Consider the following 20,150-nt stretch of genomic DNA (forward strand, 5'->3'; position numbering starts at 1 on the left):
ACGTCACCCCCACGCCCCGTGCGGCTGGTAGCCGTAGGCCATCAGGTCCTCCAGGCAGGCTATGGGCGCATGCGGTACGACCCGGCCGTCATGGGCCTCCGTGAACACCTCGCTGGACAGCACCCGGCCGTCCACGCCGTTGACCTCACGGACCGAGGTGACCATGCGCTGGAGGCGGCCGCCGGTCTGGTAGTTGTTGCGCCGCTGGATGAAGACGACGAAGTTCACCGCGCCCGCGATCAGCATCTGGCTGGCCTCGATGGGCAGCCGCTCGGAGGCCTGGAGGGCGTAGGTGGAAATACGGTTGAAGACCTCGCTGGAGCTGTTGGCGTGGATGGTCGACAGGGACCCGTCGTTGCCCTGTGACATCGCGTTGAGCATGGTGACGATCTCGTCGCCGAGGACCTCACCGACGATGACCCGGGAGGGGTTCATACGGAGCGAACGGCGGACCAGCTCGGCCATCGAAATGGTGCCCTGCCCCTCGGAGTTGGGCAGCCGCTCCTCGAAGGCGACGACGTTCGGGTGCAGGTCGTGGAAGGTGTCGAGGCCGAGCTCCAGCGCGCGCTCCACGGTGATGAGCCGCTCGTGCGGCGGGATCTCGTTGGCGAGGGCGCGCAGCAGCGTCGTCTTACCGGCGTTCGTGGCGCCCGCGATCATGATGTTCTTGCGGGCGCGCACGGCGCAGGCCATGAAGTGCGCGACCTCGGGCGTCAGCGTGCCGTTGCCGACCAGGTCGGAGATGAAGACCTTGCCCATGCGGGCGCGGCGGATGGACAGCGCGGGCCGCCGGGTGACGTCCATGACGGCGGAGAGCCGGGAGCCGTCGGGAAGACGGAGGTCGAGCTGCGGGTTGGCGGAGTCGAAGGGCCGGGAGGAGAGACCGGAGTAGGCGCCGAGCACCTGGATGAGCTCGACGAGTTCCTCGTCCGTCTCCGCGACGGGTTCCCCTGTGGCCTCCCGCCCGTCGCTGTACCCGACGAACACCTGGTCGCACCCGTTGATGTCGATGTTCTCGACCTCGGGGTCGTCGAGCAGCGGCTGCAGCCGCCCCACCCCGAAGAGCGCCGCGTGCACGGCGGCCGCGTACTGCTCCTCGGTCTCCGCGTCCAGCGGGGTGCGCCCGGCGTTGATCTCCGTGCGGGCGTACTCCTCCAGGATCTGGGCTATGACCGCGCGGGCGTACTGCCGTTCGTCCTCGGTGGACATCGGCGTGACGCCGGACGTCTGGTCCTGGCGGCGCTGCTCGGCGATCCGGTCGCCGGCGTCCTGCCGGAACCGCTTGACCAACTGGTGGTCGACAGCGGTCATCGGCCGGCTCCCGCATGGGGCGCCTGTGTCGGTACGGACCAGGCGGCGCCGTACTGCTGGTGGAGGTCGGCGGTGACCTTGCGGGCCGAGCGGATGAGCAGGGACTTGTCGAGGCGCCCGCGCTTGCGGCCGGCCAACTGGTCCGCGCCGGCGGGGTCGTCGGCGATGGTGCCGACGACCCGGGCACCGGTCTGGGCGTGGACGAGCATGTCGTTGACCTGGTTGACCAGCTTGCCGGAGCCGGCCGGGTCGGCGATCAGGACGACCCCGATCAGCGGGGTCGCGAGGGCGGCGGCACCGCGCGGGCCGCCGTGCAGCTTCTGGGCGAGCGCGGCGGCACGGTCCCGGACGCGGGCGAGGGCCTCGGGCTCGGTGCGCGAGACCAGCAGGACGAGCGCGGCGTGCGGGAGGAGTTCCACGGCGGGGGTGTCGCCGCTGATCCGTCCGCAGTCGGCGATGACGTCGGCGGGCGCGTTCGGGGAGTCGGCGAGGGAGGCGAAGGCGTGCCCGAGGGTGGGCCAGAGCCCGGCGAGACCGGCGGCGTGCTCGGCGATCCCGAGCCCGACGAGGACTTCGAGCCCGCCGCTCAACGGCTGTACGTGATCCCAGAGTTGGTCGGGTACGAGCCCGCGTCGGGCCGTGGCCGCTATGGACAGCATGCCGGTGTTGGGGTTGAGCGGTCCGCCGTGCGCGGCGGCACTGCGGTAGACCAGGTCGCCGCCGGCCGGGTCGGCCTCGGCGAGCAGGACCCGGCGCGGCCAGACCGCGGCCAGCGCGACGGCCGCGGTGGTGACGCCGGGGGAACCCTTGTCGGCGGCGATTGCGATGAGCGCCATGGGGTGGGCCGCCTTCTAGTTGCCGTTGCCGGGTACGAGGACGAGGGCGACCGAACCGGTGGCGGCGGCCTGGGCCAGCGAGGCGGCCTCGTCGCCGCTCACGGTGAGCGTGACGGCCAGGTTGGTGCTGCTGACGAGATCGCTGTCGCTGCTCTTCTTGTCCGGCACATAGCTGACCTTGGCCTGGCTGACGATCGGGGAGTCGCTGCCGGAGGACGACGAGGAGGAGGAGCTGCCGGAGGACGAGGAGCCGTTGCTGCTGACGCGGTAGGCGGCGACGACGTCGCCGATCTTGAGCCCGGCCGGGTACTGACCGTCCTTGAGGGACAGGCCGACAGTGGCCTTCCCGGCGGCCAGCGTGGTGCCGCTGCCGAACATCTCACCGACGGCCACGGCACCGGCCGGGATGGTGTTGAGGGCCTTCAGCTTCCTCAGGCCGTCCAGCTGGGACCACTTGACGTAGTTGATGCTGTCGTCGGACGCGACCATCACGGAGGTCACGTTGCTGTTGTTCACCGAGGACCCGGCGGGGATCTCCTGGGTGATCTTGATGACCTCGACCCGGTCGCCGGCCTGCAGCACGAGCGTCGTAGCCCCCAGCGCGCCCAGCAGGATCAGCAGCACCGCGAGCGCGGCCAGCGCCGGCTTGCGCTCGCGCGGCGCCATGGGAAGCCGGTCACCGGCCGAAGGCTGAACCGGACCGGCGGAACGACCGGCGCCCGCCCCCGTACGCTCCTGGATCTTCACGCAACCGCTCCCCGTTACAGCCAAGACTTTGTCTGTCAAGAACTCTGAAATGCCGTCAACGCTTTCCACACCGCGAAAGCGGACACTCCACACGAATCACCCCGAATCGGCCGATTACTCCGCCGCGGGGTGAGTGTCAAGCGATCGCACCGTATCAGCCGCACATAAGCCCCTCAAGGCGCGGCCGGACTCCTTGACCTCACTGAAATCGTCGTTGCGATCTGCAACGAGGGAGGCCCTTGGGCCAGTTGGGAGTAGGGGGACGCGGACACGGGTCGAGCTGTGCGCCGGCGAATCCCGAACGCCCTGCTCGCACACCCTGCACGCCAGGAGCCCTCACCACGCACCCATGAGGCCTGCACGAATCACTCACGTCGGCTTGACCGACGCATGCCATGATTTTTGCCTGGCGGGTGCGGGTGCCGGACGGGGCCGGCCCTGCGCGTGGTGGCGGTCCCGGCCCGGACGGTTCGTGGCAGCAGTGCCCGAACTGTCGTGGATGCGACGGCGGTTGCCGGCAGCGGCGTCCGAATAGGATCAGCCGGCCGGGTGAAGGTTCGCCGGCATGAATGACGGGGAGGGTGCCGGGCCGTGATCGAGCCGTCGTACCGCCATCACTGGAAGCCCCCCGAGGGCGAGGAGCTCGTGACGCGCGGCCGGGTGTCCTTCGCCACCGGGGCCGCGGGGCGGGTCGAGGGGCGGCGCTGGTTCCGGGACACGGAACGGCGGGACATCCAGGGTGAGTTGGCGGGGTGGCCGGCGGGGCCGACGTATCGCCGACGCTCGTGGTTCGACCGAGTGGTGTGGGACGGCGTGGTGGCGGTGTTCGCCCTCCTGCTCACCATCGTCTTCGGACTCCTCGGAGGCAGCCCGGCCCAGCCCGAGGGCCTCGGCAGGAGCGAGGACCCGGAGAACGAGGACACGGACTTCCCGGTGCTGTGGGCGGCCCCCGGCACGATCGCCCGTACCCTCCCCTGGCAGCTCGACCCGGCCCGCCGCCCCGGCACGGACATCACGGAGCTGGCCCTGACCGACCGCCGGTTGCTGGTGCTCGGCGGGCTGAAGGACCCCAGGGAACCCTGGGAGGAAGTCCTCTGGGAGACGGACCTCAGCACGGTCGCCGCACTCGAGCGGCGACCGTTCAGTGCCGGCAGGCGGGACTTCAGGATCACCTTCACGGACGGCTCCTGGTGCCGTCTGACGTCCTTGGAGGGCGAGTCCCTGCTTCGCCGTCTGAACGCCGGCTGACCGAAAGCGAGGTACACCGTGGGGGGATCGGCCAAGCCCAGGCGCCCGAAGGCGGCACCGGCCGCGCTGCGCGTGCGGGGAGCCGTCAGGAAGAAGGAGAAGAAGGACCTGGACGGTCTCTTCGGGTGCCTGATGTTCCTCGGCATCGGGGGCGGGATCGTCCTGATGGCGCTGGGCACCATGCTCTGGGGCGACGACGCCTGGCGGTGGGCGGCACGGAACTGGCCGGGCGGGGCGTACGCCTTCGCGGTGTGCCTCGGCGTGGCCGCACCGCTCCTGGTCGCCCTCTTCCTCCGGGCACTGGACGGCGTGGGCCGCAAGACCTGGAAGACCCGCCCGGCCCACGCCCTGGGCTGGACGGTTCTCGCCGTCCTGTCGGTGGCGTCGCTGTTGGCCTTCCTTTCCCTGGCCTTCGACGCGATGGACAGCGGCAAGCGCAAACACCGTTCGGTGAACCCGAGTTGGGTGTTCGCCCATTACCCGTGGCTGTGGGCGGTGGGCATCGCCTCGACGCTCGCTTCGGCGGTGGTGCTGGTGTGGACGCTGGTGATCCTGACCCGGCGTGCCGACGCGGCTAAAGCGTGACCCGGACGGTCTCCGCCAGCTCGTCGGTCAGCTCGCACAGGACGTCCGTGCGGGCCAACGCCCGCCAGGACGTGAGCAGGACCAGCCCCCACGTCTCATCGGCCCGGATCCCGTACGCACAGGTCTCCAGCACCGTCCCCAGCCCGTCCCGGCCGGCGTCCTGGACGTACGCGTGCCGTACGCGCACCGCCGGGCCCGCGGGAAGGGTACGGAGCTGGGCCTCGGGCGGGCGGTAGGAGACCGGGGTGGGGGCGGCGAGGTAGCGCTGGAGGAGGTCGACGGTCATGGCCGGGTACGTGTCGTCGGCGACCAGCGCGGACAGTTCGATCCGGGCGAGTTCGCCGAGGCGCGGCTCGGGGACGTACGACAGCGCGGTGATCGGGCCGCGCTCGCGGGAGTCCGCGGCGGCCTCGCGCAGTTCGGCGGCGAGGGCCTGGCGGAGCCGGGGTTCGTCGTCGTCCGGACCGACGCGGCGCGCGGCCGCCTCCGCGGCCCACGCGTCCAGGTCGACCCTCGCCTCGCGCACCGGCAGGGACATGGCGTCCTCGGGCACCCTCATACGCACCGTGGACGCGGCGAACTCGGGCATCAGGCCATCCATTGCAGAGTACGGGCGACGGAGTCGAAGAGGCCGACCAAGGCGTCGGCGAGCGGCTCCATCGGCGTGGAGAAGGAGAGCAGCAGCCGCTGGTCGCTGTGCGGGACGGCGAGATGGACGTCCAGGTGTGTGACGGCGAGCTTGTTGCCGTCGGGGTCGTCGGCGGCCGGGCGGCGCAGATAGCAGTGGCGTACGGCGGGGCCGGCGGGGAGGTCGACGAGGGTGACGTCCTCGGCGGTCCCCCGCAGGGCGAGGGAGCGGGCGACGTCCCCGAGGTCGCCGGCCTCGGTGCCGGGGGGCGGCCGCAGCAGGGTGACGACCAGGCCGGCGGAGACCGGGACCTGGCCGAGGATCCGGTTCATGACGTACATCTCGACCCCGCCGTTGGCGTGCGCCGCCTCGGCCTGCTCGCGCATCCGCTCCGCGAGCGCGGCCTCCAGCCGCGGACCGGCCTTCGTACGCCGTAGACCGCGCTTGACCAGCTTGTCGATCCGGTGCGGCCACCGGTCGGGATCGAGCACGATCCGCTCCCACCCCTCGGGGACGGCGAGGCGGTAGTCGGAGGGGGGTGCCGAACCGGCCACATCCGCCGAACCGGCCACATCCGCCGAACCGGCCACATCCGCCGAACCGGCCTCATCCGCCGAACCGGCCATCTCGCCGTTCATCCCGCTGCCCCTGCCCCGATCGCCTGGCCGTACCGGTTGCGCCGCCCCATGACCACGACCGTCACCGGTGCCAGCACGAGCACCGCGGCGGCACCCAGGCAGACGTAGCCCTCAAGAACGCCGCCGATGTCGGACTTGGTGCCGAGGGAGGGCTTGTAGTGGCCTGCCGGGTCGACGACGGCCGTGGTCGTCCGCCCGACCCGGTCGGCACAGTTCTCCTTGTTGTCGATCACCTCGTGGACGGACCCGTCGCGCAGCCGGACCCGGCAGTACGTCTCACGGGTCCCGTGCGTCCACTGATGGGTCGGGGCGGCGATGGTGATCGTCTGTTCCACCCCGCGCAGCTGCAAATACCAGGCGTTGGCGAAGTACGAGCCGACCAGGACCAGTACGAGATAGGCGGCCGCGGTGACATACCGGGCGACGGGGGCCCCGCGGGAGTCACGGGTCTTGAAGGCCACCCAGAACACCGGCAGCCCGAGCAGCAGGCCGACGAACGCCGCCGCCTTGCCGATGAACAGGCTGGAGAGCAGACAGACGGCGACCGAGGCGGCGGCCACCAGCAGTAGCCGGGCCCACGGCCACACCGGCGTTCCGCCGCCGTACCCGTACCCGTACCCGGTCCGCGCCGGCCGGGGACCGGTGGTGGTCTCGGAGAACTCGGCGAGGATGGTGCGTACCCGCCGCATGCCGTCCGGGCCTGCCGCGATACGGCGCAGCTCCGGGAGCCCCATGCCCGCCTCTTCCAGGGCCCGTTGCCATTTCTCCGGCAGTTCCGCGAACAGTTCGTCGACGGACCGCTCGTCCTCGCTCGCCACGTGATCCTTGCTCTTTCCGCTCTGGGATTCCTGACAGCCGACCGGGTCAGCCGCTGGTGCTCCAGTGCCAGTTGTAGAACGGTGTGCCGCCGGCCCCGATGCCCGGAATCTCCTTCGCTCCCTGGAGGAAGTTCGGCCCGGTGCCCCACGGCTCGCCGGGGTGCGTGTGTGCCAGGTTCGACCAGCCGGCCAGGAGCGGCAGCACCTGGCTGCCGTAGTAGAGGGCCTTGGCCTGACCCGCCATGGTCTTGAACGAGGAGTCCGCGACCTCCGACAGCTTGGGCGCCGATTCCGCGAACGCCGCGGCCGCCCTGTGCACTGCGGGGGCATCGCGGATGTCGGTCGCGAACGCCTTGAGGTTCAGCGACTCCTTGACCACCGAGCGCATCCGCGGCAGGAGTTTCGTGGGCCCTTCGGACAGTGCCTTGCCGATCTCGCCGGCCTTGACCCCGTTGAGCGTCTCGGCGAGTTCGCGGGCCGCCGTCGGATTCAGCCCGATCTCCCGTGCCAGCTGGAGGTCCTTGACCGCGGAGGCGCCCCGGGCGGCCGTCGCCGCCTCCTTGGCCGTCGTCCCCAGGACCCGCCCGGCGCCGAAGGACAGCACGCCGATGGCGTCGATGGCGACGTCCAGCCAGGTGCCCTTGCCGTCCAGTGCCGAGATGGTGTCGCAGACCAGAGCGACGACCGAGGCGATCAGCGCCAGCGCGGCGAGCACCTCGCCGAGGACCGGCACCCAGCTGAGGACGAGGGCCAGCACGCCCAGCACCGCCGCGGCCACCCCCGCCCAGTGCCCGATGTCGGCGACCCAGTCCTTCCAGTTGTCCCACCAGTGGTGCTTGGGATCCTTCAGCCCGTCGTGGTCGATGGCGTCCCGGATCGCCTTGGCGGCGTACCCGCCCTGCGTGTCCCGGTAGTCGAGCGCGGCCCGAAGTTCCCGCTTCGCGGCGTCGAGCTCCCCGTCGGAGGCTTCCTTCTGCCGCTTCAGCTTCTGCTTGTCGGGATGGCTGTCGCCACTGGACGGGTGCTGGTCGATCTGCCTCTGGTAGTTACTGCTGTCGGCATCGGCAGCGGCGGCCTTCTTCAGCGCCGAACGGACCCGGTTCTGCGCGTGGTTGAGAGCAGTGGCCCAGTTCTCCCGCACCTGGTCGGCAATGGGCTCGTACGGCACGGAGGAACCAAGCGCCGCCCCCGCCGCCGCGTACCGCTGATGCGACTGACCGAGCAGCTTGACGGTGTCCCCGGTCTTCTTGGTGAACTCCCTGCCCGCGTCGGAGTCCCACCCGTTCCCGTCGACGAGGTTGTTCAGCTTGCCGGCCTGCTCCTCGATCAGCTTGGCGGTGTCGGAGATCCGCTTGCCGAGCCGGGCGACTTCATACGGATCACCGGGGGCGAACTCCTTGTCGTCGTACCGGGCCGTCTGCCAGTCCACGCCGGAGAAGTCGTGATCGCTCACTTGTCCCCCGACTGGGCCTTGAGCAGCGCGTCGGCGAGATGCTGATCGACCCCGTCGTAGGCCTTGGCGGCCTCGCCCGCGGTCTTTCCGAGAAACTCCAGTCCGTCGCAGAGCTGCTTGCGCTTCTTCTTCCAGTCGTCCGCGAAGTCACCAAGCGCACCGGCCACATCACCGGACCCGATCTCGGAGCCGTACGAGTCGACGAGATCCTTCGCATGCTCAAAGCTGGACTTCAACTTCGCGACCGACCGGCTGATCTCCCGCAACTCGGTCGTGGACACCTTGACGTGATCCGCCACTACTACCCCCGTGAATACCTGCGCATCCAGCCGCCCCGCAGGACGCAGACGGCCACGGTCACTGTGGGGCGAGGGTTTTCGGAGCCACAACCAACGGACCGCAAAGGGAGCTCAAAGGAGGGGTACTGAGCCGATCCCGGTTTCGTGGAGTCCCCGGCCTGTCCTGAGTTGTGTGGAGTCGGGGTATCCCAGGCATCGTGGCTGACCCATGCCCATGATCATCACTTATGGCCAATGCCAAGCCGGACCAACGATGGCCACCTATGATTCGCCGTTCGAAGGCCCCGTGTGCTGCGGCCTCGCCGCACCGCAGAACCGCCAGTCGCCGTCAGCGTTCTGCGACGAACGACCCCATGCCCGGCGTCGTGGTGATGAGACCCTCTTCCCGCAGGGCAGCGGTGGCTTTGCGCACGGTCACACGAGACACCCCGAACTCCTGCTCCAGCTTCACTTCTGAGATGAGTCCGCGCACGGGGTACTCGCCACTGGCGATCCTCGCTCGGACCACTTCAGCGATCTGCTGCCACTTGGGTCTGGTGGGGTCAAATTCGAACACGGCCAGACTGTACGTAGGGGCATAGCTACACGCATAGCAGTCCCTTTAAATAGATAGCTATAGACAGGTATCTACATGTGCCCTACGGTGAGGCAGGGAAAGCCCCCGCGACCGCTGGAACGGTCCGAGGGCACGGCCAACGCTTCGAAGGAGCGTCGACATGTACGACCTTATCCACCGGATCCTCGACCGGTTGAGCCTGTTGCTCACCCCCGGCACGGGCCAGCGCAGGCACAGCACGGAACTCCACTCCACCTCACCCACCCCCACCGACTCCTGGCCGAAGCCCGTACCACTCCCCGCCCACCGTTCCCCCTACGGCCTCGACTTCCCACTCGACGGAACCGCCTCCGCCCTCACCCGCCCCTACCTCACGGCACGGGAACAGGAACGCTCCCAGCAGACACAACCTCGACTCGCCCTCGCACTCCCCGCCGACTTCGGAATCGACTTCGACCAACACCTGATCGGCGCACAGGGAGCAGCCGTATGACGCAGCCGAAGTCGGCCGCCCCCATCCGCCTCCTGCCCTGGCCGTCCCCCGAGGGCAAGCCCTGCTACCTCGTACCGGGCACCGAGGGCGGCTACCTCTCCCGCCTGGCCGACGACATCGAGGCCGCACAGCTGTCGGCAAGCGCGGACGTCCTCACCTGCGCCCGAAAGGTGCTGGCCGATCCCGCATCGCCGTACACCGAGGTGCGGTACGCCGGAATCCGGCTTGCGGAGTGCCTGAACGACGCCCTGCGGGTGGCGGAGTCACGCGGCACACGACTGACCGAGACCCACACGCCCAACACCGGGGACTACAGCGAGTCGAGAAAATCCCTATGACCCCGCGTACCGCCTACCGCTACGTCCCGCGCACCATCCGGCACACCTCGGAGGCCGGCGCGACCTTCGAAGCGCACTGCCCCCCCGACCGCAATGCGCACTCAGGGCTCCTCGCCACCCAGGAAGCCGCCCGTGAGCGGGCTCCACGCCACACCGGGCGCGCGAGCCACACCCGCTTCCGACAGGTGATGACGGACCACGCCCGTGTGAGTCGCGACGAGTAGCTCTACCCGGCGTCGACCGCCTCGAACTGGGTGGGCAGGGCGACGCCGAGAACAGTCACGAGCACGAGTTGGAGCCGGGCGTTGTAACGGCTCCGGACGCCACTTCAAGGCGACCGGGGCCGCCACCTGTTCGAGCAAGATCGGGACACACCCCACACTAATATCATCTGATATACCGAGAACTGCATGTCTTTGCAAGGAAGTTCACTCTGGCGAAACCGTGAACCTCGCCGATAGCGTCTGCATCCTTGACGAATTTCATTCTCAGGGGGAGTCCACTGTGAAGCGCCGTACTTTGCCCGTTGCCACCATGCTCGCCGCCACCGCGGCCCTGCTGCTGACGGCGTGCGGAGGCGGGAACGACAGCTCCAAGGACAACAACGACAAGATCGCGGGGGCCGACACCAACGCCGCCGAGACGTCGGCATCCCCGAGCGCGTCGAACAACGTGGCGGACATCAACCGTCCCACCATGGAGTTCCCTTCGGACTTCAAGATGGCGTTCGACATCACCAAGCCGTCCGGGGAGAAGAAGGCTGCGGCTCTCGGAGACGCGGAGAACTTCATCCGGGCCATCAACTACGGCGTCGTCCGGCAGGACGCGGAGGACGCTGCGTACAAGTTCTACTCCACGGCCGGCAGTACCGCTCAGGCCTACGCCAAGACGCAGATCAAGCAGTACATCGACGGCGGCTGGACCGTCACGGGGGTCCAGCGCTACTCGCAGGGCAAGGTCGATCTGGCTGCCGGCGGCAAGCGCGCTTCCGTCGCCTTCTGCGACGACGACTCGAAGTTCTACGGCAAGGAAGTCAAGTCCAAGAAGATCCTCAAGACCAGTCCCAGCAACAAGGACTACTACTACTTCGAGATCGTCATGACGGCGTCTCAGGAGGCCCCGGGCCTGTGGACCGCTGAGGACATCGAGGTACAGAAGGAGGCCACGCAGTGCAAGGCGTGAGGCGTCACACGATCGGCATCGCCGCTCTGACCGCCGTCCTGCTTCTCGCTCCGGCTCACAGCGCCTTCGCCGGCGGCCCTACCGACAAGGCCACGACCAATACTGGCAAGGACACCGGCCTCAAGGACGACACTCTCTACGCGGCGGTCTCCTACGACACCTCGAAGAACGGCTCCGGTTCGTCCGTGGGACAACGTCTCGGGCACAGGAACCTCCTGGACACCACGACGACGCCGAGACCTATCCCGCTTCCGGCGATTGCGCGATCAACGCCGACGGTTCGATCGGTGCGCCGCACGAAAAGGGGAAGGCCGACGAGACGCCGCCCTGCGGCATCAAGTACCCGCGATCGTCGGGGCACGGGACGTACAAGCTCCAGGCCACGGTCACCTGGGAGATCACCTGGACGGGAACCGGAAGTACGGGCGGCGACCTGCCTGACAGGACCTTCAGCAACGACCAGGACGTCAAGGATCAGGAAGCCCAAGCCGTGAACCGCTGATCAAGCGGGGCAGCCTGCACTACTCGGGCTCCCACGGCCCATGGAACCAGATCCAGGAGCGGCGCTGATAGCGTCAGAGCCGGTGTTTCCAAGGCATTCACGTGCCTCGGACGGAGTCTCCGAAGGAACACAAGCACCTCACCGGGGAGGATGAGTAGATGACCGACCATGTGCCCGAGACGGCCTTCGCCGATCCGGCGACCGTCCGTGCTTGGCGGAAGGAGCGTCGCCGTTCACTCATGAACCTGGTCTTCTGGATTCTCTGCTTTCTGGGCTGTTCGGCACTCTTGTCGACAGCGGAGGACTGGGTGGGTAAAGCCCTCGCGATCGCCTTCTGCGTCCCGGTCGTCATTGTGATCGTGGTGGGGATCGGTCTCGTCTCCGTGCGCTGGGAACATCTCAGCAAGATGAGAGCCGTACTGAAGGCATATCCCTGGCAGCGCTGCCCTCCGCTTGGGAAATCCCCTGCGGACATCGAGTACTTCCGTCTCCCTGATCCGGATGAACCACACAAGAACATCCAAGTGGCCTTCCGGCGATATGGCACGGGCAGGTCTTGGCGGCGCGCCGTGGAGGAAGCCAGGTCGGCGGGGTTCGCGTTCGCGGGTGATCCACGGTACGCCTGCGTGGTCGCATTGTCTGGCCATCGGCGGCTACTGGCCGTGCGCCCTCAGCATGTGCACCTCGAAAGGTACGGCGCCAGGCCTCGCACAGTGAGCGAAACAGCCTGGCGACGTGCGCAGGAAGCCGGCATCACCGCCCCACCGTCCGAAGAGGAGCAACGGCGCAAACTGCTCTACGCCGTGTGGAGAGCCTTCCGAAACAGGCCCTCGTCCCGATAAGAAACCATCTGGCGCAGTTACCAGCGTAAGCGAGGCATCATGCCGGAATTTCACTTCACCATGATCGACGGGCAGGACGACGTCAAAGATGGGCTTACCTTCGGCCATCTCGAGGTCCGAGGGTCGAATGGGCAAGCCTCCTCGCGGAGTCGCGACGAAGACGGCGGCCTGGGCATCCAGGTATTCGTAGTGCTGCCCGACCTGCTGGACGGTCTGGGCACCCTACTCAGGCGCGGCCGGGGAACCTTCAACTTCACGGACCCAGTGTTTTCACTGAAGTTCAAGCTCGACAAGCACGGAAAACTGACAATTTCGCACCGCCGGACGGTGATCGACGAGGCTGCACCCGAGGTTGTGACCAAGGCGGTCTGGGCGGCGGTGCAAGAATTCACGGACAGGTATCTCGACCACATCACGGAGGCGACGGATTTCACGGAGCTCTCGGACAGCGGCGAGATTCAGAACATCACCATCCGCCCGCGAGTCGAGGCTGCGATGGCGCGCTTCCAGAACACCCTGAACGATCTCAAGAGCTGAGGGCTGCCTTGGCCGGCAGGATACCCGGCTTGTATCCAAGACCTCCACCACCGCCACTGACGGTATCCATGAAGACACCGCTGGTATCAAAATCGGCGCCGAACAAAGCCGTGTTGACAGTAGCCCGGGTCAAGCTGGTCACAAAGCCCTGGGCCGCACCGACCGTACTCGTACCCAATACACTCTTGCCGTTCAGCGCCATATTGAGTTTACCGAACTGCTTTCGGTCCATGTTGAACAGGCTGCTGCGATAGAGCTTGCCGGGCAGGCTGGACAACCCCTTGCTCACCAGCGTGCCCGTACCGGCTCCGACGACGTTGCCTGTGAGGTTCTGCAGGGCATTCTTCTGCACCTCGCTCCAGCCGCCGTTCAGGGCGTCCTTGAGCGTCGTCTTCATCTCTCCCTTGGCAAACGCGAAGCCGACCTGGCGGAAGCCCTTGAGGTCCTCGCCCATGCGCCACACCTTGACCAGTTGGGCGAAGGCAATCTCCGCCTTCCTGACCTTCAGCGCCATCCTGAACCCGGACATGAACTTGCCTGCCTTCGCCAGCATGGCGACCTTGCCGACCAGCGGGATGCAGTCCAACGCAGCGAATAGGAGATCACCCCAGCCTGCTTTGCCTTGGGAGAACTGGACGATGGTGTCCGCCAGCACGATCAGAGCTGCCGCCAGAACGAACCACACCAGCGGACCGCCGACGAAGAGCAGCAAGATACCGGCGACGGCCACGAAGATCTTGGCGAAGAATACGAGCCCCTTCCAGGCCTCACCGAGCCAGTCCCCGACCTTCTCGTACCACTTCTTGTTGTGGATCCCGGCGTCGGACGCGCTGTGGATGTCGTGGACGAGTTTCGTGGCGGCCTTGTCCTGGTCCTTGCCCGCGTTCTCCGCCTTCGTCCTCAGCTCCGCCAGCTGGGAGTTCAGACTGTCGACCTGGCCCTGCACCGCCTTCTGGTGCTGGTTGGCGTGCTGGGCGTCCCGCGTCGCCTTGCGGACCTTCTCCGGATCGGGTGCGGGGGCGCTGCCGGTGGGGTTGTTCAGCTTGCCCTGTGCCGACTTGGCGTTGTTCGCCGCGGTGGTGGCGCTCGCCAGCCGGGACTGAGCCCGGGAGAGGTCGCCGCGCAACGTCCGGGCCTTCGCGAGTGCGTGGTCCGCCGTCGTCTGGGAGTGTTCCAGCTTCCCGGCGTAGGTCACCAGGGCGCCCGAAACCATCTCGTACGAGTCGTGCAGCTTCTGCAACTGGCTGGGCAGTTTCCCGATCTGCTCCTTGAACGCCTCCATGGCCTTGCCGGCCGACTCCTTGAGGACGGAGTCCTTCGAGGCGGAGCGCATGCCCCTGAGGACCGCGGCGACGTCTTCGACGAAGGTCTTGTACCGCTGGCCCTGGAGTTTTACCTCGTGCGGATCGCCGGGCGTCGGGTCGTCGTGCAGGTCGAGGTTGTGCCAGTCGGCAGGGCGGACCATTGAGCTCAGCTCCCCGTGTCGAGTTCGGCGCGGTAGACGAAGCGGAAGGTGCTGGTGATGAGGTCGAAGAGCTCCAGCATCGGGTCGACCAGGGCCAGTTGGGGTGTGCTGGCGCTGATGACGGCGACCTTCGGATTGCCGCCCGGGAAGGGGACGAGGGTCTGCATCACGACCGCGCGGTAGCTGCGGTTGTCGTCGGGGATCTCGATGTCCTCGATGCCTTCGGTGCGCGCGGCTTGGCCGGCGTCCGGCAACTCCACGAGGCGCACGCGACGCCACGGATCGGTCGGCCGACGGCCGGGGGCGATCGGTGTCAGGACACCCATGAGCGTGTCGAGTCCCGTGACGGCGGTCTCGCCGGTGGCCTCGTTCACCGCCGCGCTCACGCTGACCGTGAGGCTGGCCACCATCGACTCGTCGTCGACGATCTCGCACATGGAGCCGGAGTAGACGACGTTGTTCTTCCGGGCCTCGCGGGCCACCTTCTTCAAGGTCCTGACCAGATCGGCCTGGTGCTCGGCCAACTCGGGCCGCTGTTTGACCCGCTCCGCCACCACTTCGCGGATCGAGCGGTTCACCGTGGCCGGGTGGACGTCGAACTCGTACCACGTGCTGGGGACCTGGATGTTGATGCCGATGACATCACCGGGGGCCGCCCCGGCGAACGGGTCCTCGGCGGCGGGTTCATCGGCGCGGGAGGCCTCAGTTTCCACCCTTGCCGCCCTTCTCGTGCTTGCGGACGGCGTTCCGGAGATCGACGTCGAGCTTGGTCATCTTGTCGACGATCTCCTGCGCCATCTTCGCCACGTTCTCAAGGCCGACGTCGATCTCCTTGCGGCCGTCCTTCCAGCCGTGCATGAAGTCTTCCATCGCGTCGAAGGCCGCGCTCGAGCCCAGCTCTCCGTTGCCCAGTTTGCGGTCGACCTGGCCGGTGTCGTCCATGCGCTGTTTGATCGAACGCAGTTGTCCCGCCAGGTCGTCGAGGCCGGCAAGGCTCAGAACGAGATCGCCGTTGGACATGTCCGGTATCCCCCAATACCCCAGAGTGCGTTGCCATGGCACAAGTCGCTTTTGCAATGCAGCCGTCGGAGCCTACTGCTCATCACGCGTACGACGACTGCCGACCGATCCATTGCAGCACACACGTTACAAGCTGCCGCCGTGTCCGCTCCGGCCGCCTCGGCCGCACCGGAGGCTCGAGAGGCCCCTTACGGGGCACTGAGTTTGCTGCTCTCTCCGCACACCCGATCGAACACAAAGCGCGACAAAGAAGCACGGATACCCTCGGCCGCCCGGCTTCTGGTTGTTCACGTTGGCGAACCTCAGTTCGCAAGGTGTCGCCAGCTACCTTGAATAACCCTTTACCTCCGATGAACTTTGTCGCCCTCGACGGCTTCTCCACGCTCCCACTCGACGGCACCTCGGAGGAACGCGCCGCACTCGCCCAGGCCTTCGCGCGCGAGCTGTTCTCCCGGGGCGACGAGACGGCCTGGATCCCCGCGGCTCCTTTTTCGAGGCCATCGCCGAATAGCTGTCGGACAGCGGGCTCGCATACTCCGCGCCGAACCCGTTCTCCACCGACGGCGGCGGTGTCGTCCGATGCGCCTTCACCGTGGCCACCGTCCAGACAGATCGGACAGAACCGGAAATCGCGGCACAGGATCTCCTCGCCGCCCTGAACCGCGATCCCCTGAACGACGCTCGCTGGATGGTGGTTCACCAGCCGTGATCGCTCACGCCGCCGAACCGGTGCCGTACACATCTGCATACCCTCGTGCGCCTACTCGAGACGGCCGGCACCGCGGTAGCGAAACGGAACTCGCACCTCACGGTGGCCGGGCACGGCGTCCCGACACATCCGAGTCGTCACCCGTTCGGGCACGATCAGGACACAGGTCACCCCTCCGAGCACCCCATGCGCCCAGAATTATCACCATTCACAGGGAAGTTCGCGCTGGCGAAACCGAGAACCTCCCCGATAGCGTCGGGTCTCTTGAATGGACTTTTTTCTCACGGGGAGTTCACTGTGAAGCGCCGTACCTTGCCCGCCGCTGCCGCGCTGGCAGCAACCGCAGCACTGCTGTTGACCGCCTGCGGCAGTGGGGACGACAAAGCCGGCGACAACGACAAGATCGCCGGCGCCGACCAGGGAACGAAGACGCCGACAGCTTCGGCATCCGCCTCGGGAGCCGCAGCAGAGGACAAGCCGGACGGCGTGGACCTGTCCCTGCCCAAGGACATGAACCTGGTCTTCGACTGGGCCAAGCCGAAGGACAAGAACGAGGCGGCGGCGATGGAGGATGCCGCGAACTTCATGCGCTCCATCTACCGGGGCGTCGACAAGCGATCGACCAAGGATGCGTCCCTGGCCGCGTACGCCACTGGCGACGGGCTCAACTACGCGACCGTACAGATCAACGAGTGGATCAAGGGTGGCTGGACCGCCACTGGTACGCGCCGCCACTACGACGCCACCACCCGTTCCGCCTCCAACGGCACCTCGGTAGAGGTCGATTTCTGCTCGGACGCGAGCAAGTTCTACGGCAAAGAGGTCAAGACCGGAAAGGTTCTGAAGACCAAGCCCAGCCTCAAGGACTACGGCTACTACAAGATCATCATGGTCAAGGTCGCCACGGGTGAGAGCCTCTGGCAGGCGTCCAAGGTGTATGTCGAGACGGGAGCGAAGCAGTGCCAGTGAACGGATCACGGCGTACGCCCCTCGGTAACAGCGCCACTGTCCTTGTCCTGGCGATCAGCGCTCTCATGCTGGCAGCGCCCAACTCCGCTGCAGAGCCGGTGGACTATGGCAAGGGCGGCGGCTCGGACGAGAAAGGCGGCGCCGACGACACCAGCATCTACGCCGCCGCAAAAATCCAGTACTCCGGCGCCGTCACCAAGAACGGCAGCACCGGAAACGTGACGTCCTCCGACGTCAACTGGACGCCGCCGCCCTGCTGGTACGCCCCCTACCTCGGCGCCAAGGACTTCAAGAAGAAGATGTCCGAGCAGATCGAGAGCGCCAAGAACACGCCCGGTATGGGCGGCACCGCGGGCGCGGCGATCGGCGAGATGCAGCGTCACTACGAGGACGAGTACGGCTGGACCGACACCCCCGGCTATAAGGACTACAACGTCGACAAGGACGGCGATGGGATGTTCTGGGCCGCCGTCGAGAATCCCGATGAACCCGACGTACTCAAGCGGAGCTCGTGCAACGACCTCCCCTTCTGGGTCGACAACGGCGACGCCCCGCCGGCCCGGTACGAAGAGGCCATCAAACCGGAGATCCTCGCCGCCCTCGCGTACCAGCGCATGCAACTGCCCGACACCAAGGTGACCCTCGCGCCCGAGACCACCACCAAGGTGAACCTGCCGACATGGGCCTGGCTCGACAAGGCCGTCTTCGACGAGGTCCAGGCCACCGCGGCCATCAACGTCCCCGGCTTCGGCATCCAGGCCACAACCACCGCGAAGCCCGTCTCCCTCAAACTCGAACCCGGCACCACGGACGCCGAGACCTTCCCCGCCTCCGGCCAGTGCGCCATCAACGCCGACAACTCCATCGGCCAGCCCTACGCCAAGGGCGACGCGGGCAAGACGCCGCCCTGCGGAATCAGGTACCTGCGCTCCTCCGGTGACAACGTCTTCAAGCTCCGGGCGACGATCACCTGGCAGATCTCCTGGACGGGCACCGGCGGCGCGGGCGGAGACCTGCCCGACGGCACCTTCGGGACCACACAGGACGTCACCGTCCAGGAAATCCAAGCGGTCAACCGCTGATCAGACCCATGTGACCGCGTCGGGGTGTCCGGTCAGGAGGGACCCGGAAGCGGTGGTCCTCATGCGATCCACCGCAACGACTCCGCGATCGAGTCACAGAGTCTGCGCATGGGGCCGGTCACTCCGCTGAGCGGCACCGCGAACGCCAGGGCCAGATAGCCGACGCCACCGGGCATCTGGACATACAGGTCCAGAGTCGTCGGGCCGAGGACTTGCACGGTCTCCCCTGCCGGAAGGGCGACGATCGAGACCTCTACCTCGGCCGGATTCTGCCGTTGCTTCGCCTGGAGCGATTCCTGAAGGTCCCGGGGGGTCAGACCCCCGGGGCGCGGAATCAAGGAGACGATGAGCGAAGCGGGCAGGATGCCGCCGCCTTCCAGCTCCGGTCTCAGGAAGAACTCCAGCGCACCGGTTCTGACCCCGGCCTCGGCGGTGTTGCGCAGGGTGGCCCAAGCCTCCTGCTTGAGCTCCGCCGGAACGTTCCTGCCCTCGGCCTGGTGGTCCACGAACGTCTTCAGCTGGGAACGCCAGCGGTCCTGGGTGAGATCGATGCGGAACCAGTCCCGGGGGACCAGGAGCCGATAGTCCTTGGGAGGTGCCGTGGCGTCGGGCTCCGCGGTCATCAGGACATCACCATCGGCTTGCCCGCCTCGTTGAACAGGCGGACGCTCTTCACTACGCCGGCGAACATGGCCGAGAAGACCTCCCAGGCCTGCGGTGTGGGGGTGCCCATCTCCAGAAGCAGGACCGTCCCGTTGCTGAGCGGTATCTGGACCTGGATGAAGGAGGTCACCACCGGCTCGTCGGCTCCGGACGCGGTGAGACTGCCGGGAAGGCTCCCCTTCCGGGTCCCGATGCAGGAGACCGCAGGACCGCACGGCAGCTCGATCTCGCTGACCTCTCCCATGCTGAGGTGACGCATCGTCGAGCCCAGGAACCCTACGGGATGCGCGCCGGCCCTCTCGTCCAGATCGGTCATGCTGACGGAAACCGTCGCCGTGCACCGCTCCCCGTCGACCTCTGTCAGGACGAAGCCGGAGTACTGGATGCCGGCCTCGACGAAGGAGTCGTAGTGCGCGGCGACCATGACCGCCCACTCCAGTTGCACGTCGAAGGTGGCCTCCGGCATCACGGCGCGGGCCAGTTCGACGAGTTGCTCGGCGGTCTCCTCCAGGCTCTCCGAGTCCATCGGAATCTCGAAGAAGCCCTCCGGCATGATCCAGCGGACATCGATGCCCGGCCCACCGATCGAGCCCTGGACATCCTCTTCAGTTGCTACGGCGCTCACGACAGGCCTTCTCCATCGATGGTTTCCGGTTCATCCGCTTCGGGATGGAACGTGGCCGCGAAGGGATACGGCCCGTAGTGGGGATAGTGGGCAGGAATGTCCGCCCCTTCCCTGCGCGCAAGATGCGCCAGCTCGCGATATCTCCGCGCCCGGGCGCGGAGATTCTGGCGTACCGGGTCGCCCCAGTGGGTCACGGCGGTGCGTACGTACACGGCGAGCAGGATCAGTACGACGCCGGCGGCCACGGCCGCAAAGACGACACGCGCGGTGTCCGACTCCCAGTACTGGACCACGCCACCCCAGTACACCGCGGCGCCGAAGCCGGTGATCGCCAACGGAACGCCGGTCTTGAACCCCGCGTTGAACATCGCGGTCTCGTCCTCGTGCCGAAGCCGCAGCATACGAAGGACCGCTCCGTCGTCCAGGAAGTCGAAGCGGACTTCTCTGCCCGACCGTTCTGCGAGCGCCTTGGCGGCAGGGACCGCGGCGATCACCTCACCGGGGACGAGCCGGACAGGATCCGTGCCCCTGCGGCCGACGAATTCCCCTTCGTCAAGGTCGGTCGAGTCGCTCACGCGGATCGCCTCCTCTCATGCGGTGTGCA

General features: G+C 67.4%; 25 protein-coding genes and 1 pseudogene. 11 read left to right on the forward strand and 15 right to left on the reverse strand.

What is annotated here, in order from left to right:
- Positions 1-3: 3 nt before the first annotated feature.
- From ACFWXC_RS24760 to ACFWXC_RS24770, 3 genes are read right to left on the reverse strand one after another with little or no spacing between them, the layout of a single operon-like run.
- Positions 4-1,311: a CpaF family protein gene (locus ACFWXC_RS24760; protein ID WP_384482006.1), complete on the reverse strand. Its 1,308-nt coding sequence runs from the start codon at positions 1,309-1,311 to the stop codon at positions 4-6.
- Positions 1,308-2,147 (reverse strand): hypothetical protein, encoded by an 840-nt coding sequence (locus tag ACFWXC_RS24765; RefSeq protein ID WP_351694080.1) that lies wholly within the window; start codon positions 2,145-2,147, stop codon positions 1,308-1,310. The genes ACFWXC_RS24760 and ACFWXC_RS24765 overlap by 4 nt, the downstream gene beginning before the upstream one ends.
- 15 nt (positions 2,148-2,162) lie before the next feature.
- A complete protein-coding gene (locus ACFWXC_RS24770; RefSeq protein WP_384482008.1) occupies positions 2,163-2,894 on the reverse strand; it encodes a hypothetical protein in 732 nt (243 codons plus the stop codon).
- 591 nt (positions 2,895-3,485) lie between these two features.
- Here ACFWXC_RS24770 and ACFWXC_RS24775 point away from each other — a divergent pair.
- Both ACFWXC_RS24775 and ACFWXC_RS24780 read left to right on the forward strand, forming a co-directional pair.
- The gene (locus ACFWXC_RS24775; protein ID WP_384482010.1) at positions 3,486-4,142 is read left to right on the forward strand and encodes a hypothetical protein; all 657 of its coding nucleotides are present in this window, start codon (positions 3,486-3,488) and stop codon (positions 4,140-4,142) included.
- A gap of 18 nt (positions 4,143-4,160) precedes the next feature.
- Positions 4,161-4,727, forward strand: coding sequence for a hypothetical protein (locus ACFWXC_RS24780; protein WP_384482012.1), 567 nt, complete (start codon positions 4,161-4,163; stop codon positions 4,725-4,727).
- Here ACFWXC_RS24780 and ACFWXC_RS24785 read toward each other — a convergent pair.
- The 6 genes from ACFWXC_RS24785 to ACFWXC_RS24810 form a co-directional block, all read right to left on the reverse strand.
- Positions 4,717-5,316, reverse strand: a complete 600-nt coding sequence (locus tag ACFWXC_RS24785) for a hypothetical protein (protein ID WP_384482014.1) — start codon at positions 5,314-5,316, stop codon at positions 4,717-4,719. The two genes, ACFWXC_RS24780 and ACFWXC_RS24785, sit on opposite strands and share 11 nt — an antisense overlap.
- A complete protein-coding gene (locus ACFWXC_RS24790; RefSeq protein WP_384482016.1) occupies positions 5,316-5,993 on the reverse strand; it encodes a hypothetical protein in 678 nt (225 codons plus the stop codon). The genes ACFWXC_RS24785 and ACFWXC_RS24790 overlap by 1 nt, the downstream gene beginning before the upstream one ends.
- Positions 5,990-6,811 carry a hypothetical protein gene (locus ACFWXC_RS24795; RefSeq protein WP_384482018.1) on the reverse strand — a complete coding sequence of 274 codons (822 nt, stop codon included), beginning with the start codon at positions 6,809-6,811 and terminating at the stop codon, positions 5,990-5,992. Before ACFWXC_RS24795 ends, ACFWXC_RS24790 begins: the two co-directional genes overlap by 4 nt.
- Positions 6,812-6,857: 46 nt before the next feature.
- Positions 6,858-8,264, reverse strand: coding sequence for a hypothetical protein (locus tag ACFWXC_RS24800; protein WP_384482020.1), 1,407 nt, complete (start codon positions 8,262-8,264; stop codon positions 6,858-6,860).
- The gene (locus ACFWXC_RS24805) at positions 8,261-8,563 is read right to left on the reverse strand and encodes a hypothetical protein (protein WP_351740956.1); all 303 of its coding nucleotides are present in this window, start codon (positions 8,561-8,563) and stop codon (positions 8,261-8,263) included. The genes ACFWXC_RS24800 and ACFWXC_RS24805 overlap by 4 nt, the downstream gene beginning before the upstream one ends.
- Positions 8,564-8,891: 328 nt before the next feature.
- On the reverse strand, positions 8,892-9,119 hold the full coding sequence (locus ACFWXC_RS24810) for a GntR family transcriptional regulator (protein ID WP_384482022.1): 228 nt from the start codon (positions 9,117-9,119) through the stop codon (positions 8,892-8,894).
- A gap of 160 nt (positions 9,120-9,279) precedes the next feature.
- Here ACFWXC_RS24810 and ACFWXC_RS24815 point away from each other — a divergent pair, with 160 nt between their 5' ends.
- The 7 genes and pseudogenes from ACFWXC_RS24815 (at position 9,280) to ACFWXC_RS24845 (ending at position 13,013) form a co-directional block, all read left to right on the forward strand.
- On the forward strand, positions 9,280-9,612 hold the full coding sequence (locus tag ACFWXC_RS24815) for a hypothetical protein (protein ID WP_384482024.1): 333 nt from the start codon (positions 9,280-9,282) through the stop codon (positions 9,610-9,612).
- Positions 9,609-9,950: a hypothetical protein gene (locus ACFWXC_RS24820; RefSeq protein ID WP_384482026.1), complete on the forward strand. Its 342-nt coding sequence runs from the start codon at positions 9,609-9,611 to the stop codon at positions 9,948-9,950. The genes ACFWXC_RS24815 and ACFWXC_RS24820 overlap by 4 nt, the downstream gene beginning before the upstream one ends.
- Entirely contained in the window at positions 9,947-10,174 is a 228-nt protein-coding gene (locus ACFWXC_RS24825; protein WP_384482028.1) for a hypothetical protein, read from the forward strand. Before ACFWXC_RS24820 ends, ACFWXC_RS24825 begins: the two co-directional genes overlap by 4 nt.
- A gap of 280 nt (positions 10,175-10,454) precedes the next feature.
- Entirely contained in the window at positions 10,455-11,132 is a 678-nt protein-coding gene (locus tag ACFWXC_RS24830; RefSeq protein WP_384482030.1) for a hypothetical protein, read from the forward strand.
- 229 nt (positions 11,133-11,361) lie between these two features.
- Positions 11,362-11,634, forward strand: a pseudogene (locus ACFWXC_RS24835) (hypothetical protein); the annotation flags it as partial.
- A gap of 158 nt (positions 11,635-11,792) precedes the next feature.
- Positions 11,793-12,476 (forward strand): hypothetical protein, encoded by a 684-nt coding sequence (locus tag ACFWXC_RS24840; RefSeq protein ID WP_384482031.1) that lies wholly within the window; start codon positions 11,793-11,795, stop codon positions 12,474-12,476.
- A gap of 39 nt (positions 12,477-12,515) precedes the next feature.
- Complete coding sequence (locus ACFWXC_RS24845) at positions 12,516-13,013, forward strand: hypothetical protein (protein ID WP_384482033.1); 498 nt, start codon at positions 12,516-12,518, stop codon at positions 13,011-13,013.
- Here the strand turns inward: ACFWXC_RS24845 and ACFWXC_RS24850 are convergent.
- Genes ACFWXC_RS24850 through ACFWXC_RS24860 form a run of 3 tightly spaced genes read right to left on the reverse strand, consistent with a single transcriptional unit; the run spans position 13,003 to position 15,498 of the window.
- Complete coding sequence (locus ACFWXC_RS24850) at positions 13,003-14,478, reverse strand: putative T7SS-secreted protein (RefSeq protein WP_384482035.1); 1,476 nt, start codon at positions 14,476-14,478, stop codon at positions 13,003-13,005. The two genes, ACFWXC_RS24845 and ACFWXC_RS24850, sit on opposite strands and share 11 nt — an antisense overlap.
- A gap of 5 nt (positions 14,479-14,483) precedes the next feature.
- Positions 14,484-15,191 carry a hypothetical protein gene (locus ACFWXC_RS24855; RefSeq protein ID WP_384482037.1) on the reverse strand — a complete coding sequence of 236 codons (708 nt, stop codon included), beginning with the start codon at positions 15,189-15,191 and terminating at the stop codon, positions 14,484-14,486.
- Entirely contained in the window at positions 15,181-15,498 is a 318-nt protein-coding gene (locus tag ACFWXC_RS24860; RefSeq protein WP_384482039.1) for a hypothetical protein, read from the reverse strand. The genes ACFWXC_RS24855 and ACFWXC_RS24860 overlap by 11 nt, the downstream gene beginning before the upstream one ends.
- A gap of 1,006 nt (positions 15,499-16,504) precedes the next feature.
- On the opposite strand from ACFWXC_RS24860, the gene ACFWXC_RS24865 reads away from it, so the two are divergent.
- Both ACFWXC_RS24865 and ACFWXC_RS24870 read left to right on the forward strand, forming a co-directional pair.
- Positions 16,505-17,176, forward strand: coding sequence for a hypothetical protein (locus ACFWXC_RS24865; protein WP_384482040.1), 672 nt, complete (start codon positions 16,505-16,507; stop codon positions 17,174-17,176).
- On the forward strand, positions 17,173-18,258 hold the full coding sequence (locus ACFWXC_RS24870; RefSeq protein ID WP_384482042.1) for a hypothetical protein: 1,086 nt from the start codon (positions 17,173-17,175) through the stop codon (positions 18,256-18,258). The genes ACFWXC_RS24865 and ACFWXC_RS24870 overlap by 4 nt, the downstream gene beginning before the upstream one ends.
- Before the next feature lie 59 nt (positions 18,259-18,317).
- On the opposite strand, the gene ACFWXC_RS24875 is transcribed toward ACFWXC_RS24870, so the two are convergent.
- Genes ACFWXC_RS24875 through ACFWXC_RS24885 form a run of 3 tightly spaced genes read right to left on the reverse strand, consistent with a single transcriptional unit; the run spans position 18,318 to position 20,121 of the window.
- Positions 18,318-18,881, reverse strand: a complete 564-nt coding sequence (locus ACFWXC_RS24875) for a hypothetical protein (RefSeq protein WP_384482043.1) — start codon at positions 18,879-18,881, stop codon at positions 18,318-18,320.
- Complete coding sequence (locus tag ACFWXC_RS24880; RefSeq protein WP_384482045.1) at positions 18,881-19,546, reverse strand: hypothetical protein; 666 nt, start codon at positions 19,544-19,546, stop codon at positions 18,881-18,883. The genes ACFWXC_RS24875 and ACFWXC_RS24880 overlap by 1 nt, the downstream gene beginning before the upstream one ends.
- A complete protein-coding gene (locus ACFWXC_RS24885; protein ID WP_384482046.1) occupies positions 19,543-20,121 on the reverse strand; it encodes a hypothetical protein in 579 nt (192 codons plus the stop codon). The genes ACFWXC_RS24880 and ACFWXC_RS24885 overlap by 4 nt, the downstream gene beginning before the upstream one ends.
- Positions 20,122-20,150: the final 29 nt, after the last annotated feature.

The sequence above is a fragment of the Streptomyces sp. NPDC058683 genome, assembly GCF_042716195.1.
Classification (GTDB): Bacteria; Actinomycetota; Actinomycetes; order Streptomycetales; family Streptomycetaceae; genus Streptomyces.